The organism is Salinibacterium sp. NSLL17 (genome assembly GCF_015864935.1).
GTDB lineage: Bacteria > Actinomycetota > Actinomycetes > Actinomycetales > Microbacteriaceae > Rhodoglobus.
Genome location: NZ_JADYWH010000001.1, coordinates 1,743,386 through 1,761,378, shown reverse-complemented (window position 1 = coordinate 1,761,378; position 17,993 = coordinate 1,743,386). Strand labels below are relative to the sequence as shown.

The 17,993-nt window shown below is 60.1% G+C and carries 16 protein-coding genes and 1 tRNA gene; 7 read left to right on the top strand and 10 right to left on the bottom strand.

Features of this window, described 5'->3' with window-relative positions; genetic code table 11:
• Positions 1-22 precede the first annotated feature (22 nt).
• Genes I6E51_RS08535 through I6E51_RS08525 form a run of 3 tightly spaced genes read right to left on the bottom strand, consistent with a single transcriptional unit; the run spans position 23 to position 2,689 of the window.
• Complete coding sequence (locus I6E51_RS08535; protein WP_231599990.1) at positions 23-1,012, bottom strand: FKBP-type peptidyl-prolyl cis-trans isomerase; 990 nt, start codon at positions 1,010-1,012, stop codon at positions 23-25.
• A 22-nt stretch (positions 1,013-1,034) separates the two neighbouring features.
• The gene (locus I6E51_RS08530; protein WP_197105593.1) at positions 1,035-2,021 is read right to left on the bottom strand and encodes a tRNA (adenine-N1)-methyltransferase; all 987 of its coding nucleotides are present in this window, start codon (positions 2,019-2,021) and stop codon (positions 1,035-1,037) included.
• A complete protein-coding gene (locus I6E51_RS08525; RefSeq protein WP_307783880.1) occupies positions 2,018-2,689 on the bottom strand; it encodes an HAD family phosphatase in 672 nt (223 codons plus the stop codon). The genes I6E51_RS08530 and I6E51_RS08525 overlap by 4 nt, the downstream gene beginning before the upstream one ends.
• Before the next feature lie 64 nt (positions 2,690-2,753).
• Between I6E51_RS08525 and I6E51_RS08520 the strand changes: the two genes are divergently transcribed.
• Positions 2,754-3,689, top strand: a complete 936-nt coding sequence (locus I6E51_RS08520; RefSeq protein WP_197109963.1) for a proteasome assembly chaperone family protein — start codon at positions 2,754-2,756, stop codon at positions 3,687-3,689.
• Positions 3,690-3,765: 76 nt separating this feature from the next.
• Here the strand turns inward: I6E51_RS08520 and I6E51_RS08515 are convergent, their stop codons facing one another.
• Both I6E51_RS08515 and I6E51_RS08510 read right to left on the bottom strand, forming a co-directional pair.
• Positions 3,766-4,617, bottom strand: a complete 852-nt coding sequence (locus I6E51_RS08515) for an undecaprenyl-diphosphate phosphatase (RefSeq protein WP_197105595.1) — start codon at positions 4,615-4,617, stop codon at positions 3,766-3,768.
• A gap of 24 nt (positions 4,618-4,641) precedes the next feature.
• The gene (locus I6E51_RS08510) at positions 4,642-5,973 is read right to left on the bottom strand and encodes a M20/M25/M40 family metallo-hydrolase (RefSeq protein ID WP_197109962.1); all 1,332 of its coding nucleotides are present in this window, start codon (positions 5,971-5,973) and stop codon (positions 4,642-4,644) included.
• Between the two features lie 152 nt (positions 5,974-6,125).
• On the opposite strand from I6E51_RS08510, the gene I6E51_RS08505 reads away from it, so the two are divergent.
• Positions 6,126-6,209: transfer RNA gene (locus tag I6E51_RS08505), tRNA-Leu, on the top strand.
• A gap of 144 nt (positions 6,210-6,353) precedes the next feature.
• Here the strand turns inward: I6E51_RS08505 and I6E51_RS08500 are convergent.
• Positions 6,354-8,114, bottom strand: coding sequence for a pyruvate dehydrogenase (locus tag I6E51_RS08500; protein WP_197109961.1), 1,761 nt, complete (start codon positions 8,112-8,114; stop codon positions 6,354-6,356).
• Between the two features lie 174 nt (positions 8,115-8,288).
• On the opposite strand from I6E51_RS08500, the gene I6E51_RS08495 reads away from it, so the two are divergent.
• From I6E51_RS08495 to I6E51_RS08485, 3 genes are all read left to right on the top strand, one after another.
• On the top strand, positions 8,289-8,855 hold the full coding sequence (locus I6E51_RS08495) for a PadR family transcriptional regulator (RefSeq protein WP_197105598.1): 567 nt from the start codon (positions 8,289-8,291) through the stop codon (positions 8,853-8,855).
• Between the two features lie 37 nt (positions 8,856-8,892).
• Positions 8,893-10,593 carry an AarF/ABC1/UbiB kinase family protein gene (locus I6E51_RS08490; RefSeq protein WP_197109960.1) on the top strand — a complete coding sequence of 567 codons (1,701 nt, stop codon included), beginning with the start codon at positions 8,893-8,895 and terminating at the stop codon, positions 10,591-10,593.
• Positions 10,594-10,866: 273 nt separating this feature from the next.
• On the top strand, positions 10,867-12,330 hold the full coding sequence (locus I6E51_RS08485) for a SulP family inorganic anion transporter (protein WP_197109959.1): 1,464 nt from the start codon (positions 10,867-10,869) through the stop codon (positions 12,328-12,330).
• A gap of 144 nt (positions 12,331-12,474) precedes the next feature.
• Here the strand turns inward: I6E51_RS08485 and I6E51_RS08480 are convergent, their stop codons facing one another.
• The 3 genes from I6E51_RS08480 to I6E51_RS08470 all read right to left on the bottom strand — a co-directional run bounded on the left by I6E51_RS08480 (position 12,475) and on the right by I6E51_RS08470 (position 15,537).
• A complete protein-coding gene (locus I6E51_RS08480) occupies positions 12,475-13,191 on the bottom strand; it encodes an endonuclease/exonuclease/phosphatase family protein (RefSeq protein ID WP_197107114.1) in 717 nt (238 codons plus the stop codon).
• A 38-nt stretch (positions 13,192-13,229) separates the two neighbouring features.
• Positions 13,230-14,498: an APC family permease gene (locus tag I6E51_RS08475; protein WP_197109958.1), complete on the bottom strand. Its 1,269-nt coding sequence runs from the start codon at positions 14,496-14,498 to the stop codon at positions 13,230-13,232.
• A 100-nt stretch (positions 14,499-14,598) separates the two neighbouring features.
• The gene (locus tag I6E51_RS08470) at positions 14,599-15,537 is read right to left on the bottom strand and encodes a DnaJ domain-containing protein (protein ID WP_197105602.1); all 939 of its coding nucleotides are present in this window, start codon (positions 15,535-15,537) and stop codon (positions 14,599-14,601) included.
• Positions 15,538-15,659: 122 nt separating this feature from the next.
• Between I6E51_RS08470 and I6E51_RS08465 the strand changes: the two genes are divergently transcribed.
• Both I6E51_RS08465 and I6E51_RS08460 read left to right on the top strand, forming a co-directional pair.
• A complete protein-coding gene (locus I6E51_RS08465; protein WP_307783878.1) occupies positions 15,660-16,145 on the top strand; it encodes a glutathione peroxidase in 486 nt (161 codons plus the stop codon).
• Positions 16,146-16,156: 11 nt separating this feature from the next.
• Positions 16,157-16,441, top strand: a complete 285-nt coding sequence (locus I6E51_RS08460; RefSeq protein ID WP_197105603.1) for a GNAT family N-acetyltransferase — start codon at positions 16,157-16,159, stop codon at positions 16,439-16,441.
• A 48-nt stretch (positions 16,442-16,489) separates the two neighbouring features.
• On the opposite strand, the gene I6E51_RS08455 is transcribed toward I6E51_RS08460, so the two are convergent.
• Positions 16,490-17,983, bottom strand: a complete 1,494-nt coding sequence (locus I6E51_RS08455; RefSeq protein ID WP_307783877.1) for a transporter — start codon at positions 17,981-17,983, stop codon at positions 16,490-16,492.
• Between the last annotated feature and the right edge of the window lie 10 nt (positions 17,984-17,993).

Sequence of the window (17,993 nt, the reverse complement as noted above, 5' to 3'; positions counted from 1 at the left end):
CCGGCCGTGTCGTGGGTTGCGGTTACTGCTCTTGAATTCCGAGGATGTCGAATACGAAGACGAGGGTGGCGCCGCTCGTGACGCCAGTCGGCAAGGCATCAGCGGCGAAGCCGACATCCGCGGGCAACACGACGAGCACCTGCGAGCCAACAGTCTGGCCGATGAGGGCTTCGGTGAGTCCGGGAGGGAGGCTCGAATCGGCGGTCTCTGTGCCCGTTACGAGGAAGGTTCCGGGAACGCCAGATTCTGCCCAGCTATTGGTGAACGTGCTTTCAGCACCCCACTCGATTCCGCTCACGTGCATTACTGCTGCGTCGCCCTCTTCGAGAGGCGCGCCAGAGCCTACCTTCAGCGCCGTGAACATGAGGTCACTCGGCACATCGCCGGACGGGAACGTGAAACCGGGCTGACCATTCGGAGCCAGCACAACGGAGGGGAATCCTGCAGGAGCGAGCTTGTTGGCTCCATCTGCCTTGCCGGGATAACGATTTTCGACGTCGCTCACCATCACGATGGTGTCGTCGTCGGCGAGCGGAAGCTGGTTCTGAGCGATGTTCTCTGTGCCGAGAATGTCGCCTGCCGTGCCCGTGGTCACAATGCGCGAACCGACAGTCGCACACTGAGCAATGTCACCAAAGTGCGGTGCACCCTCGGTGACAGCCACACGCAATCCCGCGGTGTCGTGTCCGGTCGAGATGAGCTGTTCGCCGGTCTCGCCGCTGTAAATCGTGATTTGGAGGGTCGTGATGTCACCAGCGCCGACCTTATCGCCGTCGCCCTCAATAGCGAGCTCGCTCTCGACATCCGTTGAAATAAGCGGAGTGGGGAACTCGGCCTCGGGGTCGGTGCTGAGAGCGCCAGAAGCACTCACGAGCGCGGAATTGGAGCCAGAGGAATAAACCGGGGTGCAGTCCGCGAAGCTCAACGGACCATTGGCACAACCAGCCAACGAGACAACAACTCCGGCACTGAGGGCCACCACTGCAAGCTTGCGCACAAACACTCTTTTCATCGTCACAGACATCGCCAACACTCTACCGGTCAGAAGCGCCGGCCTCAGCCGCGGCCTTCGCTTCGCGCGCCGTCTTGCGGAGACGTTTGGCGCTGGCGTTTCGTTCGCCGAGCGCTCCGGGTGTCCAGACTTCGACATCTTCGTCCTTGAAGTCAGTCTTTGAGGCGCGACGCTTGAGCTCGGGCAGTACTGATCCTGGCGCGAGACGACGGGCCGTCATGAGAAAACCAGTGTGGGCGACCATGCGGTGATCTGGGCGAACGGCGAGTCCTTCAACGTGCCAGCCGCGCACCATCGTTTCGTTGGAATCGGGCTCCGTAAAGAGGCCAGTAGCGCGGATCGCCTCCGCGACACGAGACAGCTGGGTGACCGTTGCGATGTAGCAGAGCAACACTCCGCCGGGAGTGAGCGCGTCGGCGCACTCCTCGATGCACTCCCAGGGCGCGAGCATGTCCAGCACGATGCGGTCAACAGAACCTGGCTCAACGGATGCCGGCAACTGCTCCTGCAGGTCGCCAACCGTGACCGTCCAGTTCGTGGGTTTCGCGCCTAAGAAGGTCTCGACGTTCGATTGAGCGATCTCAGAAAACTCTTCACGACGCTCGAAGGAGTTCAACTGTCCGCTCGCGCCAATGGCGCGCAGCAGCCATAGCGAGAGCGCCCCTGAACCGACACCGGCTTCTACAACGTGGGCGCCAGGGAAGATGTCGGCTTGGCCGATGATCTGGGCGGCATCCTTCGGATAAATGATTGCGGCACCGCGCGGCATCGACATGACGAAATCGGTGAGCAGCGGGCGCATCGCCAAGTATTCGATGTCATTGGTGCTCGTTACAACGCTGGCATCCGGCTGACCGATGATGACGTCGTGGCTGAGGACGCCACGGTGAGTGTGGAACGATCCCCCAGCTTCGAGAGTCACCGTGTTGAGGCGCCCTTTGGGGCCGGTGAGTTGTACGCGGTCCCCTTCGCGGAAGGGGCCACTCTGTCGTCGGAATACGTCGCTCATCGCGTGGTCACCTTTGTGTGCAGTTCGGAGAGATGGTTCAGGGTGCGGCCGTCAAGAGTTGGCCAGAGTGCGTGGGTTTTGTCCTCGGGGATGTCCACCATGAAGGGAACACCGATGACAGTGGCACCCGAGGCGAATGCCGAAGTGGCACCGGGAGGGGAATCTTCGATGGCAACGCAGTCGGTGATTTCGACACCGAGTGCCGCCGCGCCCGCGAGGTAGGCCTCAGGATGGGGTTTAGCATTTTCGACGTCGTCCCCGGAGATGACGGCGTCAAAGCCGTGAAAGCCCAGGTTCTCGACAACGTGATGAGCCATGCGGCCGACTGACATGGTGACGACTGCGGTGGGAACACCAGCAGTGCGCAGTTCTTGCAATAGTTCGCGAGCTCCCGGTCGCCACGGGATGCCGGATTCCTTGAGTTGCGCCATCACACTGTCGGTGAGACGGTCAACGATCGTGACGGCGTCGAGAGTGACGCCCTTCGTCTGCATGACTCGAGCGGACTCGAAAAGTCCTTTGCCCACACAGGCCATGGCATCGTCATGCGTCCAAGTGCCGCCAAACGATTCGATAAGCGTGGTTTCCGCAGAAATCCAGTACGGTTCGGAGTTGATGAGGGTGCCGTCCATGTCCCACAAGACGGCCGCCGGAGTGGAGTGAGTCACAACGGACCATCGTAGTTCTATCCTTGACTGAACAACATTCCTGCCACGCACCACAAGGAGACCAGTGACTAACACCCCATTTGCGAACGGACGACTCCTCGTCGTCGCCTTCGAGGGGTGGAACGACGCCGGTGAAGCAGCGAGCGGCGCAGTGCGATCGCTCAAAGAGCAACTCGACGTGTATCCCATCTCAGAAGTCGATCCCGAAGAATACTTCGACTACCAGTTCAACCGTCCAGTGCTCTCCCACGACGACGACGGCAACCGCGTCATGACGTGGCCGTCGGTCACAATGTACGGCCCGTCTCGCCCCAACGCCGAGCGTCCTGAGAGTATCGCCGCTGATGCAGAACTGCAGTTGAGCGCCAACAATCAGTCGAACATCTATCTCTTGCTCGGCACAGAACCCTCGCGCTCCTGGAAAACATTCACCCGCGACATCCTCGAGACCGTGGTCGACAACGGCATCTCCTCGATCGTGTTCCTCGGAGCGATGTTGGCCGATGTGCCCCACACTCGCCCCATTTCAGTCTTCACGTCGAGCGAAAATTCTGCCGTTCGCACCGCATTGGACATCGAGCGCAGCAGTTACGAAGGCCCCGTTGGCATCCTGTCGGTACTCGGCCAGGCCGCAGAAGCTAGCGGCATTACGACGATGTCGATCTGGGCATCCGTTCCGCACTATGTGCACAACGCACCATCGCCGAAAGCGACTCTCGCTCTCATCGACAAGCTCGAAGAAATTGTGGATGTTGTGATTCCCCGCGGCGATCTCGTGACTGAAGCGACCGACTGGGAAACAGGCATTGACGCTCTCGCCGGTGAAGACGATGACATGTCGTCGTACATCGAGCAGCTCGAACGTGCTCGCGACACGGTCGACTCTCCTTCGGCCAGCGGTGAAGCAATTGCTCAAGAGTTCGAGAAGTACTTGCGAAGCGGCGATGACAAGCCCGATCCGGGTGCCGCCGGCGACGAGCCGTGGCGCGGCAAGGACTAATCGCGCTCTGTTCGGTGTTCTGACCGTGGAAAGGGCCAGGGCAACATGACGAGCCCGGCCCGAAACTCTAGTGCGGCTAGACCGGCTGAATCACGTTGAGCGACAGCAGCACGTACAGCGTCACGCCCAAGACCACGCGGTAGATGACAAACGGCAGGAACGAACGCTTTTCGATGTAGCGCATAAGCGCTGCGATCACGACGTAGCCCACGAAAAATGCAATCACCGTGGCGACGGCCGTTTCTGCATAGGTAAATACTTGGTTGGGCTCGCCAAAGCTGTGCACGAGCTCATAGAGTCCGCTGCCGAAGACGGCAGGGATCGCCAGTAAGAAGCCAAAGCGTGCCGCAGCGGGGCGCGTGTAGCCGAGAGCGAGGCCCGCTGTCATCGTCGATCCTGACCGTGAGACACCCGGCACCAAGGCGAGCATCTGGGCAAGGCCGATCGTGATGCCATGGCCGTAGCTCATGTCTTCCAGAGCGCGCGTGCGCTTGCCGAGGTAGTCAGCGATTCCCAAGATGATGCCGAACACGATCAGGACTGTGGCAACCAACCAGAGTGAACGGAACGTCGAACGGATGTACTCCTGAGCGAAATAGCCCACGAGCACAATGGGAATAGTGCCGATGATGACAAGCCAGCCGAGCCGTACATCCGGATGATTCCGATCGATCTTCTCGCCGTGGGAACCATGAGGCTTTCGGAATTGCTGAAACCAGCGACTCAGAATGCGAGCGATATCTTTGCGGAAAAAGAGGATGACGGCGAGCTCAGTGCCCAACTGGGTGATTGCCGTGAATGTGGCACCCGGGTCGCTCGCGGAGGGCAAAAACTCGCCCATGATGCGCAAATGGGCGCTCGAAGAGATCGGAAGAAACTCCGTGAGGCCCTGAACAAGCCCGAGAATTATGGCCTCAATGAACCCCATGGAACGCTCCCGTTTAGGTAAGAACTAGTACTTGAGAAGCAGGTCTCCCAAGACCTGCCTGCCAAAGACTAATGCGTCCAACGGCACACGTTCGTCAACGCCGTGGAACATCCCCGGGAAGTCGATCTCGGGCGGCAACTGCAACGGAGCAAAACCATAGCCGGTGATGTCGAGAAGCTTGAGCGCTTTGTTGTCCGTGCCACCCGACATGAGGTACGGCAAAACAGGGGCACCGGGATCGAAGACTCCGAGGCTTGCGACCATCGCATCGACGAGGGGCCCATCGAAACTTGTTTCGAGGCCGATGTCGCGGTGCATCATCTCGATCTCGATCTCATCGGGCAAGAGTGCACGCACTTGCGCGAGCACCGCATCCTCTTCGCCGGGAAGAGTGCGGATGTCGACGAGTGCTTCTGCGACGTCTGGAATAACGTTGTGCTTGTAGCCGGCCTTCAGTAGCGTCGGGTTGCTTGTGGTGCGCAACGTCGCCTGCAGGAACCCGGATGCGGTACCGGTAGCCAGAATCAACTGATCGGGACCGACCTCTTCTGGATCAATGTCGAGAATGCGCGAGAGCTCAGAGATGAGCAGCTTCGTAGTGTCAGTGAGATGCACTGGCCACTCTTGGCGGCCAAGGATCGCGATAGCTTCCGCGAGCTTCGTGACAGCGTTGTCGCTGATAACGCGCGAGCCGTGAGCGGCCATGCCCCGAGCGGTGAGTTTGATCCACATAAGAGCCTTTTCGCCCGTCTGCAGAAGGTAAGCGCGTTGGCCCTGGAGATCGACAGAGTAGCCGCCCACCTCACTGATGGCTTCGGTTGCTCCCGCAAAAATTTCGGGGTGCTTCTTGACCATGAAGTGCGAACCGTATTCGCCGCCGTTTTCTTCGTCAGCGAAGAAGGCGATCGTGAGGTCGCGAGCGGGGCGCTTGCCGGCACCCAGGATGTCGCCGAGCGCCGTGATGATCATGGCATCCATGTTCTTCATGTCCACAGCGCCGCGGCCCCACAGGAGGCCGTCGCGGATGATTCCTCCGAACGGATCTACTGACCAGTTCTTGGGATCAGCCGGCACGACATCCGTGTGGCCGTGCAGAATGAGCGCGGGACGCTCTTTCGCGTGCGGCGCAGAAGACTCGGTGTCGTAGCTGCCTTTCACCTTGGCAATGACCGTCGTGCGGCCGGTGGCAGCATCGAAGTATTGAGTGGTGAGGCCCATCTCCTCGAGCAACGCACCCAAGTATTCGGCTGCATCAGCCTCGCCGTTCGATCGACCCTCCCCATAGTTGGAAGTATCAAAACGGATGAGATCTTGCGCAATGCGTGCTGTGCGCTCGAGTTCTGGCTCAGAAGTCATATGCCCACGCTAGCCGTCTCGCCAGTAAATATCTGCACGCCACGGCATACCCGAAACAGGACTCTCGCTGGTGGTTATTCATGGCGTCATCTGGTGCTCAAAAAGGATGCTATTCTCTTATCTCGGCGGTGCTCTTGTAGCGCCGCAGATGCGCGCGGATGGCGGAATTGGTAGACGCGCTAGCTTGAGGTGCTAGTGCCCGAAAGGGCGTGGGGGTTCAAGTCCCCCTTCGCGCACAGCGAGGTGTCGTAAGACATCGAAATAGCTCGGATCCATGATTATGGGTCCGAGCTATTTTTTTGCCCTGACGGATCACCCGGGCCAGAATGCGCGCCTGCAGAAACTCGTGGGAGCTTCCGCAGGCGCCTGATATGGCCGGGTTACAGGGCGCCCGGGAGCAACCGAATGTTGCTTTTCGCGAGCTTCACAGCCTCGCCCGCTCCCCCATTCATGACAACTTTCGACATCGCAAGTGCGAATCCACGGGCCATTTCTCCGGTGATGGTGGGCGGAAGTGACAGCGCAAGCGGATCGGTGACGAGATCGACGAGCGCTGGCCCGTCGTGGGCGAGCGCCGCTTCAAGTGCCGAGTGGATGTCGGTGGGCTTTTCTACTCGCTGGCCAAAGATTCCGAGAGCATTCGCTACCGCCGCAAAGTCAACGGACGGAACATCCACGCCGAAGTCGGGAAACCCGTCAACAAGCATCTCGACCTTGACCATGCCCAGGGTTGAGTTGTTGAAGACGACGATCTTTACCGGCAGTTTGTGCGCGGCGACGGTAATCAATTCGCCCATCAACATTGAAAGTCCCCCGTCACCGCACATTGCGATCACCTGCCGGTCAGGGTGGCTCATTTGAGCGCCAATGGCCTGAGGTAGAGCGTTCGCCATCGAGCCGTGCAGGAACGAGCCGATGAGACGGCGCTGGCCGTTGGGGTTGATGTAGCGGGCTTGCCATACATTGCACATGCCCGTGTCGGCCGTGAAGATCGCGTCGTCGCTGGCGAGATCGTCGAGCAGCGACGCGGCGAACTCAGGATGAATCGGAATCTTCTTGTCGACATTCTTGGCATAGGCGTCAACCACGCTATTCAACAGACGGTGATGACGTTTGAGGGTCTTCTCCAGAAAGCTCCGGTTGGGGCGGTTCGTGATCAACGGTGTCACGGCGGAGATAGTGGCTGCCACGTCGCCGTGGACAGGGATGTCGACGTTGGTGCGTCGCCCTAAATGCTCTGCCTTCGTGTCGATTTGAGCGATTCGTTCGTGTGAGCCATCGGGCAAGAACTGTTCGTAGGGAAAGTCGGTGCCGAGCAGGATGAGGAGATCGGCATCGTGGATGCCATCGTGCGCTGCGCCGTAACCCAACATTCCGGTCATCCCGACATCGAACGGGTTGTCGTACTGGATCCATTCTTTGCCCCGGAGGGTGTGGCCGACCGGAGCGGCAAGCAGATCTGCGAACGCTACGACCTCATCGTGCGTGCCCGCCACTCCGGCTCCCGCGAAGATCGCGATCCGTTCTGATGAATTGATGGCCTCAGCGAGAGACGCCACATCGGTAGCCGCAGGGGCCAAGACCGGAATACCCGGGCGAGCCAGCTGTGGTGCGCTGCCGACAGCGTCAAGCCCGGCGATGTCTCCGGGAAGCGTGATGACGGAAACTCCGCCGAGACTAATCGAATGGCGAAGTGCGGAGTTCACAACTCGGGGAGCTTGTGCGGCCGTTGAGATGAGTTCGCGGTAGTTTGAGCACTCGACGAAGAGACGATCAGGATGAGTCTCTTGGAAGTATTCGCTGCCGATTTCAGCCGAGGGAATCTGGCTGGCTATTGCCAGCACCGGCGCTCCACTGCGGTGCGCATCGAAGAGGCCATTGATGAGGTGCAGGTTGCCAGGCCCGCAGCTGCCGGCGCAGACCGCGAGCTGTCCGGTCAGTTGTGCATCGGCGCTGGCCGCGAATGCTGCGGCCTCTTCGTTGCGGACATGAATCCAATCGATGCCGCCTTTGGCGGACCCGCCGGTGCGCCTCACCGCGTCGACGATGGGGTTGAGGCTGTCACCCGCGATTCCGTAGATGCGGGTGACCCCTGCGTGTTGTAGTTGGCCGATGAGCTGATCTGAGACGGTAGCTGCCATGCCCCCAGTTAACTCCTCCCACCTGCACGATCACAGCGAACTGACTCGGTTGCCGCAGCCATCGACGAGAATGCTTCGGGTTCGCTGAGCTTTGTGGAGAGCGAATGGTAACGATGTATCGTTGAGTATCGGCGAGGCCGCTCGTGCCCCGCATCCACCGACTGGAGGATCAGCATGAACAACTCATTCGGAACCGGCGGCCGGGATTCTCGCCGTCCGTTCGCAGACGCATTTGACCACGCAGGCAAAGGACTCTGGGACGCGCTCGACAACGTGCGCTCCGAGTTCGAACGTCGCGTAGTCCCCCGCATGGGCCGCGGAGACGTTCGCGTCGCCATCCTCTCCCTGCTGGCGGAGGAGTCGATGCATGGCTACCAAATCATTCGAGAAATTGACAAGCGCAGTAATGGAGCGTGGAAGCCGAGCCCCGGCTCCGTATATCCCACCCTTCAGTTGCTCGCGGACGAAGGCCTGATCGAAGCGCACGAAGCCGACGGCAAGAAGACCTACACGCTCACTGAGAAGGGCCACGGCGAAGCTCAGGCTGGCCGCCCAGCTCCGTGGGAGAACTCTGAAGCGAAGGACTCCTCGCGCCCCACCGCACTCCCCCACGCCGCCGCGAAACTGGCGGAGGCAGTTGTGCCGCTGATGCGCACCGGAAACCCCGAACAGGTGGAAGAAGCCATCAGTGTCATCGATGATGCGCGCCGTAAGCTTTACGCAATCCTCGCCCAAGACTGAGCGGACAAGCCGCCATCGTCGGCACTAGGGAGAATTGATGACCGACACTCGACAGCTGCGCGCTCGCTATCGTCGTATCCTGCGCTTTGCTGCCCGGTACATGGTCCTCGAGTGGTGGTTCGAACTCGTTCTGCCACGCTTCGGGCTCGAACGGATTGCTGCCCGACGCCGTCTTGCGCGTGCAGCCCATATCGCTCGGAGTTTTCACAGCCTCGCGGTCGACCTCGGCGGGCTCATGATCAAAGTCGGGCAATTCATGTCGTCGCGCCTCGACGTGCTTCCGGGCGAGATCACGCGCGAACTTGAGGGACTGCAGGATGAAGTTCCTGCGGTCGATTTCACACTCATCCGCGAGAGTGTCGAACGAGAACTGGGCATTCCTCTCGAACGTGCCTACGACTACTTCGATGCAACGCCCGTGGCCGCGGCATCCTTCGGTCAAGTGCACCGAGCACGCCTCACTCCTAGCGACGCGATGGATGTCGGTTTCTCCGGTGTCGTAGTGAAGGTGCAGCGACCAGGTATCGCCGACATCATCACCGTCGACCTCGCAGCCCTTCGCCGGGTTGCCCGATGGCTCAGTCGTGTTCGCTTTGTATCTCGGCGCGTCGATCTGCCCGCTCTGCTCGAAGAGTTCGCCGTTATTAGCTTGCGAGAGATTGACTATCTCAATGAGGGCAGCAACGCTGAACGCTTCGCGGAGAACTTCGCTGACGACCCCCGCATTGGCGCTCCTGATGTGGTCTGGGAGCGGTCGACTCGCCGGATTCTGACCCTCGCCGACGCGACCGCCATCAAGATCAACGATCATGCACGGCTTATCGCGGCTGGAATTGATCCTGCCGAAGTTGCCGACGAGTTGTCGCGCGCAATGTTTGAACAACTCTTCATTCATCGCTTCTTCCATGCCGACCCGCATCCGGGAAACATCTTCGTGACGCCGGCAGATCCTGCCCGTGCCGACGTGTCCATCCCGGCATGGACGCTGACGTTTATCGACTTCGGGATGATGGGCGAAGTTCCCGAGAGCCTCAGTCGCGGTCTTCAACGCCTCATCATTGCGGCAGCCGCGAGAGATGCCCCCGGGCTGGTCGCGAGCGTGCGGGACATGGGAATCCTCTTGCGCACTGCAGAAAGCGCGCCTCTCGAACGCGCCATGGGAGAACTGTTCGACCGCTTCGGCGGAATGGGCTTTAGCGAACTTCAACAGGTCGATCCCCAAGAGTTTCGTGCGTTTGGCAACGAATTCAGCGAAGTCGTACGCACCATGCCGTTTCAATTACCCGAAAACTTTCTGCTCATCATCCGTGCAGTGTCGGTGACGTCTGGCGTCGCCAGCGATCTCAACCCCGGCTACAACGTGTGGACCGCGATTGAGCCGTTCGCCGCACGTCTTGCCCGAAACGAAGGCGGCGGAACAGTGAAGGAGCTCGCGAAACAAGCTCTGTCATCCGCTGGCCTCATTCTGCGCCTCCCGCAGCAACTCGAGAGCGTTGCGACCCTCATGCAGCGTGGCCAACTCGCCGTCGAGACGCCAAGCGCCGATAAGCGCCTTCGCGCCATTGAACAGCTAGTTCGTCGTGTGCTCTCTTCTGTTCTTTTCACGGCGCTTCTCATCGGTGGCATTCTGCTGCGCGCCACCGATCCGACGTTCGGCCTGGTGCTGATGATTAGCTCGGCGCTTCCTCTGACCCATGCGCTCTTCGCTGGCGTCTTTACGCGCACCCGACTGTTCTAACGGCGTCGCGCAGGCTGGGAGTCACCCATGAATCTGCGCGATCGGCTATCGTGGACGAGGACTCAGACACACCTACTGTCGTCCGCTCTCGTCTGATCGGATCATCTCTGGTCTCTTGTCAGCATTGTCGCCGGCAATGAGTCGTGCGAATCACGCACTCAGGCTCCTCACTCTTTTTCCCGCCGCGCGACCGCGCAGCACTGTCCGTAGGAGAATCTCATCGCCATTGCTCAAGCACCCAAGTCAAACCGGTACCGTGCAGATCCGTCAGTAATGACGGCACTGCGCACGCCACGCATCCTCACTAGAGAGGTTTTGGCCGGGTTGGTCGTTGCTCTCGCCCTGATCCCTGAAGCAATCTCGTTCTCGATCATCGCCGGAGTCGACCCACGAGTTGGGCTCTTTTCCTCCTTCGTGATGGCTGTCTCCATCGCCTTCCTTGGCGGCCGCCCCGCAATGATTACTGCGGCTACCGGAGCGATTGCTCTCGTGATCGCGCCCGTCGCGCGTGAATACGGCATGGACTACCTCATCGCGACGGTCATCCTCGGCGGTCTGCTTCAAGTTTTCCTTGGCGTGATTGGTGTTGCCAAGCTCATGCGCTTCATCCCGCGCAGCGTAATGCTTGGCTTCGTGAACTCGCTCGCGATCCTGATTTTCATGGCTCAGCTTGAACACCTCATTCACGTGCCGTGGATGGTCTACCCCCTCGTCGGAGCGGGGCTGTTCATTATGGTGCTGATGCCACGACTCACAAAGGTGATTCCCGCACCCCTCGTCGCTATCGTGCTCCTGACAGTCATCACAGTCACGATGGCCATTGCAGTCCCCACCGTTGGCGACCAAGGTGAACTTCCCCGTAGTCTGCCGGAGCTCTTCATTCCCAACGTGCCGCTGACCCTGGAGACTCTCCAGATCATCGGACCGTTCGCGATCGCAATGGCTCTCGTGGGACTGCTCGAATCGCTCCTCACCGCCAAGCTGGTCGACGACATTACCGACACCCACTCGCGTAAGACTCGCGAGGCGTGGGGCCAGGGCGTTGCCAACGTGCTCTCCGGTCTCTTCGGTGGCATGGGCGGCTGCGCAATGATCGGCCAGACCATGATCAACGTGAAGGCATCGGGAGCGCGCACCCGCATCTCGACCTTCCTCGCCGGCATCTTTTTGCTCATCCTGGTGGTGGTTTTGGGCGACGTCGTCGCGATCATCCCGATGGCCGCGCTGGTCGCAGTCATGATCATCGTCTCAATCTCGACGTTCAACTGGCACAGCATCCGCTGGTCGACGCTCAAGCGCATGCCGAAGAGCGAAACGACCGTGATGGTCGCAACCGTTGCCGTCGTAGTGGCAACCGAAAACCTTGCAATTGGCGTGCTAGTCGGAGTGATCGTCGCGATGGTTGCCTTTGCACGCCGCGTTGCGCACTTCGCGACAGTTGAGCGCACGCTGCCCGATGACGAGGCTGTGCCGACCGCCTACTACCGTGTCAACGGAGAGCTGTTCTTCGCTTCGAGCAATGACCTCACAACACAGTTCGAATACACCGATGACCCGGACCGCATCATCATCGACATGTCGAACTCCCACATTTGGGACGCATCGACGGTTGCGGCGCTAGACGCGATCACGACGAAATACGAGCGTCTAGAAAAGCGCGTCGTTCTCGTCGGCATGAACGAAGCCAGCCAGTACATGCACGAGCGTCTTGCCGGAAATCTCGGCGGCGAAAGCTAGTCACAGTCCGCTGACGGCATCGTTCGCAGCACAGAACGTTCGCAGCACAGAACGTTCGTGACAAACAACGTTCGCGACAGACAACGAGGGCCCACTACGCAATTGCGTAGTGGGCCCTCGTTGTGTGACTCACAGAGTGGAGAGTTAGCTCGCGAGCGGCTCAGCCGACATTGTTGACTTATGCGTGCTCTCAGTGCCGTACGAGGCCGTCACCAAGATGGGCAAGTGGTCGGATACCCCTCGCGCAAGCGTCTCGACGCCCTCGATCGAGAACCCCTGCGATGTGACGAAATCGAAGTGCCCACGGAAGAACTTGTAGTTCGTGTACGTGGTGCGATCGCTCAACGAAAGGTCATACCCAGTCTGCTTGACGCGCTGCGTCAGGCCATCTTTGAAGAGAGGGTAGTTGTAATCCCCGACCATCAAGATAGGCGAACCTGACCCGAGGGTGTGAAGCATCTCGTGCGCGGCCTTGATTTGGTTACGGCGAAGCGAATTGAGCGCGGTCAGCGGTGCCGCGTGGAACGATGCGACGATCATGTCCTCATCAGTGGCGCGATCGACAAGATGGGTGCCGACCAAGCGCTCAGTGGTCGGGGTGAAAATGCGGTCATGCAGAGACTTTTTTAGCTCGAACGACTGGCTAGCGCGATGCTCGTAGCGGTCACGGCGGTAATAGACGGCAAGGCCAAGCCGATTGTTCTTGGTCGAGTCTGCCAAGTGTAATCCCCCAATTTCGTCGGGCAATTGAGACGAAATGACTTCTTGAAGACAGAGAACATCGAGATCAGGAGTCTGGGCGAGCGCATCAAGTTCGATGGCGGCCTTGTGCTTGCGAAGGTTGTAGCTAATTACGCGAATCACGAACCTATTTACCTCTTTCTTAAGAGAGAACCAGCCTATGCGTCATGGTCAGAAAGTTTGCGAGATTGGCGTTTGGAGAGCAAACGTACAGGAATCCCCATCATAAGGACTACTGCTCCAACCGCGAGTCCCACTACCGGAACCGTGACGACGAGAACGAGGCACGCGAGTGCCCCAATGACATTGATGACTCGGGGAATGCGGCGTTGCGTCGCAGGTTGAGTAAAGGCTGCGATGTTGGCAACAAAGTAATACAGCAGAACGCCGAAGGACGAAAACGCGATTGCGCTGCGAAGGTCCGACACAAGCACGACGGCGATTACAACACCGGAGAGCACCAATTCTGCGCGGTGAGGGACCCTGAAACGAGGATGCACGGCATTTAGCCAGCGCGGTAGGTCAGAGTTTCGAGCCATTGCGAGGGCGGTGCGACCAATCCCCGCCATCAATGCCAGCAGTGCGCCCAACGCAGCTACGCCAGCGGTAAGCGAGATCAGGCCCGTGGCCCAGCCCCAGCCAGCGGCGACAAGTAGGTCAGCAATCGGCGCTTGAGAGGCAGCGAGGGTTTCAGAGCCGAGGACAGACAACATCGTGATTGCAAGCACCAGATAGAGCCCGGCCGTGATTGCCAAAGCCATCATGATCGCCTGAGGGATGGCGCGGTGTGGATTGGACACTTCTTCGCCGAGTGTCGCGATCCGAGCGTAGCCAGCGAATGCAAAGAAGAGAATGCCGGCTGATTGAAGCACGCCGTACGCATCGATCGGCCCCGAGAGAGAGAGCGGTTCGGGTTCCACGAGGGGCGACGCCGCAACGGTTATCAACACGCCGACAAGCACTACGAGTACGAAGACGACGATCACCTTTGTGGCTGCTGCAGTGCGTGTGACCCCGAGAAGGTTCACGATCGTGAGAGCCACCACGCCAAGCACAGCGACGGGCTTTTCCCATCCGTCCGGCGCTACGTACGCCGCGAAAACGAGAGCCATGGCGGCACAACTGGCCGTCTTGCCGACGATAAAGGACCACCCCGCGAAATAGCCCCACCAGGGGCCCAAACGCTCTCGACCGTAGACATAGGTGCCACCCGCGACGGGATACACCGCAGCCAGCTGGGCGCTTGCTGCCGCGTTGCACCACGCGACTATCGCTGCGATGCCTAGGCCGATTAGCAGTCCGGCGCCTGCTGCCTGAGCCGCGGGAACAAACGCCGCAAAGACTCCGGCACCGATCATTGATCCCACACCGATGACCGTCGCATCAGTTGTGGTCAATCGCCGAGCAAGCGTGGCGTTGGTGTTCACGGGTTCACCCTACTCCCGCGATCAACACCGTCAGCCGCACCAAGCGCTTCTCGCAGATGAACGCTCAGTGTCGCCGCGTGAAACAGCGACCGGCACCTCGCTATTCGACGAAGCGGATGCCGTTCGAGAGTCGAGTGCGAACATCAAAGAGTTCGTTGCCGCCCAGTTGGCGCCCGTGGCTCGACTCTGGGCCTGTGCGAAGCAGATGCGCCAGAACGCTCTGACGCACCGCAACGGCAGGTTGACCTTTGACGGTGCCGAGTGATTCTTGGGGCTGGGCGAGCGCATCGTCTGGCACGACGATCACGAAGCAGGTGAAATTGACTTTCAGCTGCCGACTAAGAGTTTTGGCGCGCGAGGCAAGTTCGTGCATGGGCTTCTCGGGCTGAACGTCAGGCCCAATGAGTTCGCCGCGGCGCACCTTCACGGGCCCACCAAAGTCTTCTGAGAGCATCGCGTAGAGGCCTGTCGGGCCGAGTACCACGTGATCGATTTTGCGCTCAGGGGGGCCGGTGGAGACGTCGTGCCAAATGGTGAACCCAATGCCGAGAGCACTCACGGTGCGGGCGGTCGCTTCTTCGGCGAGGGCGTCGGCGAGGGTCCGGCGAATTTCGCGCGGAGCGCTCCGCACTAGGGCTGGGTCGTAAGGGTTGTCGAGCGAGACACCGCGGCCCGCCCATTCCCGCATACTGGCGAGGAATCGTTCTCGGCGCCATCCTCCGGGGTGACCGTGGGTTCGAGCGCGGGGTCGGGAATCCTCCCGCGGTGGCGCCGACCCGCGTGACGAGAATGAAGAAGAACTACCGGAGGCGGAGCGAGCGTGTGATCCAGCCCCGGCGTCGTAGTGACGTCGTTTCTCGGGCGTTCCGACACGTTCCCACGCATCCTGAACGGCTGCGAACCGTGTGGGGTCTCCCCCGGTATCGGGATGAGTCTCCCGGAGCGCCCGCCGAAATGCCTTCTTCAGCTCAGACTCCGATGCCGACGCCTCAACACCAAGCACCTCGTACGCGCTTGCTGACAGGGGGCTATCGGGCATGAACTCACTTTCGGTGAACCGCACGAATGCGGAAGTGGGGAAACTCCCATGCTACCGACCCTCGCTGGCAACATTCGGAATGTCGTCGGCGCGCGTACAGACTGCGGGCGTAGTTTTGAAACGTGACCGAACTGAGAAACATTCCCCTCACCACTATTGACGGCAACCAGACGACGCTGGCGGATTATCAAGACAAAGTGGTGCTCATAGTCAATGTGGCATCACGGTGTGGCCTTTCGCCCCAGTACGAGCAGTTGGAGCAACTGCAGAAGACGTATGGTGATCGCGGTTTCACTGTCTTGGGCTTCCCCAGTAATCAGTTCTTGCAGGAACTGAGCACGGAAGAAGCGATTGCGGAATACTGCTCCACGACCTGGGGCGTCACGTTCCCCATGTTTGAGAAGGTCAAGCTCAACGGCAAGTCAGCCCACCCGTTGTACGCCGAGCTCAAGAAGACGGCGGATGGTTCAGGCAAAGCTGGTCGAGTCGCGTGGAACTTCGAAAAGTTCCTCGTGACGCCAGGTGATGACGTCACTCGTTTTCGCCCGACGGTGGTTCCGGATGACCCGGCCATCGTTGGTGCCATCGAAGCGGCACTTCCGGCCTAGGGTAGAGAGTTATGGCTACAGAGTTTGTGCATGAGGAAGATGCTGCGCGGTACATCATGAAAGTTGATGGCGCGCTAGTTGCCGTTGCGGACTATCGCACTAACGGATCTTCTATCTCTTTCAACCACACGTATACCCAGCCCGCTCACCGCGGCAAGGGTTACGCGGCCCAGCTTGTGAAGTTTGCGGTCGATGATGTCGAAGTGAATTCGGTGCTGCGCGTGCTGCCGATGTGCTGGTACGTTTCCGATTGGTTCGAAGCTAACCCTCAGCGGGCGGAGCTGCTCACGCGTTAGCCTGCTCGGCAATTCTTGTGAAGTGCCGACGCTCAGAGCGACGGTCTGCTACTTCTGGCGTTGAAGTTGCACCAGCATCTCTGGCCCGTTGTCATCGAGCAGCTTTCCGCCCCAGCGCACCCCAATGATCAGCAGCGTGCCTCCCAGCACGAGTGCGACGGCAAGAGAGACCCAGCCGAGTGACTGGTTGAACGTTGCGAAGCCGATAATGGCGAGGACCATTTCGGGAAGAGCCAAGAGCGCCAATGCGGTCCACGATGCAAACATCGAGAGCATGAGGGTGAATCCCCCGCCGGGGCGGGACTTAAATGGATTGTCTCCGGGAGCTGGCACAGCGAACGCGAATCGACCGGAAACAAGCGACGACAGTGCCAGACCGGTGATGAAGAGGCCAAGGGAGATGCCGAGCATCCCGGCCAGTCTCTCCCAGCTATCACTGACCCAGACGCTCGCAACCGTGAGGATGATCGTCGTAGGGACGGCAAAGACGCTCACGGCGATCACCCTTCCCCATCGATCGGCGCGGCCGCTCACCCCGGACTGCAAGTGGAGGCTGAAAGCGGTGTTGTCGTACGACACATCCGTGTAGATCGACATGCCCAGAAGCACCGCGACGATGGGGCCGACGAAGAGCAGACCGCTCAAATCGCCGCTTGCTCCGCTATAGAAGAATACGATCGCGGGCACGAGCGGCACGCTGATGAGCGACTGTGCGTAGCGCGGGTCGCGCGCCCAATAGGTGAGTGCGCGGGCTGCCACGGCGCCCGTGGGAGTGCCGGAGAAAACAGCAAACCAACCGAGTCCGCGTTGAGCACTGCTGTGGGATGTGGAGGTCGCCGGGCGCTCGAGGGCGCGATCCAATGCCCAGCGCCACACCGCGGTCGCTGCGATGAGCGTGCCGATGCCGACGAGGGCGTGCAGAGCTGCTGCGCCCGGCCGCCCGAGAGCCAGATCACCAGGAACAGCCCAAATAGCCCCGAACGGCGTCCAGGCCACCACGTCGGCGATGATCGGAAGCACGGTTCGAAGCTCACGAAACAATGTGGATAGCGCGAGCACCGCCGGCCCGAGCAGCAAGAGCGGAATCAACACGAGCACTGTCTTTGCTTCACGAGCTCGACGCCCCGACGAGATGCGCACCGTGAGGGCAGCGAGCATCCGTGACCCTACGACGCTCGTGAGGGCACCGATTGCCGCACAGAGCAGAGCGACGATTGCGATGAGTGGCGTTTGCCACCACACCAGACTCGTTGCAAGCGCGGCCAGAGTGGTGATGATTCCGGGGACCCCAAGAACTCCGCTCACGGCGAGGGCCAGCAGCAACGTGTTGATGGGGATGGGGAAGGTTGCGAGCCGTGCCGGGTCTACCGTTTCGTCGATGCCCGAACTCAGCAGCGGTAGGAAGGTCCATCCCAGCACCAGAATGGCACCGCCAACAACGCTGACGGTGCGCCCGAGGCTTTCGGGGGCCGTACTGAGGAAGAGGAGGCCCACGATCACGAGGAACAGCATGAACATGCCGTAGACAGTGCCGAGCACCACGGCAACCGCC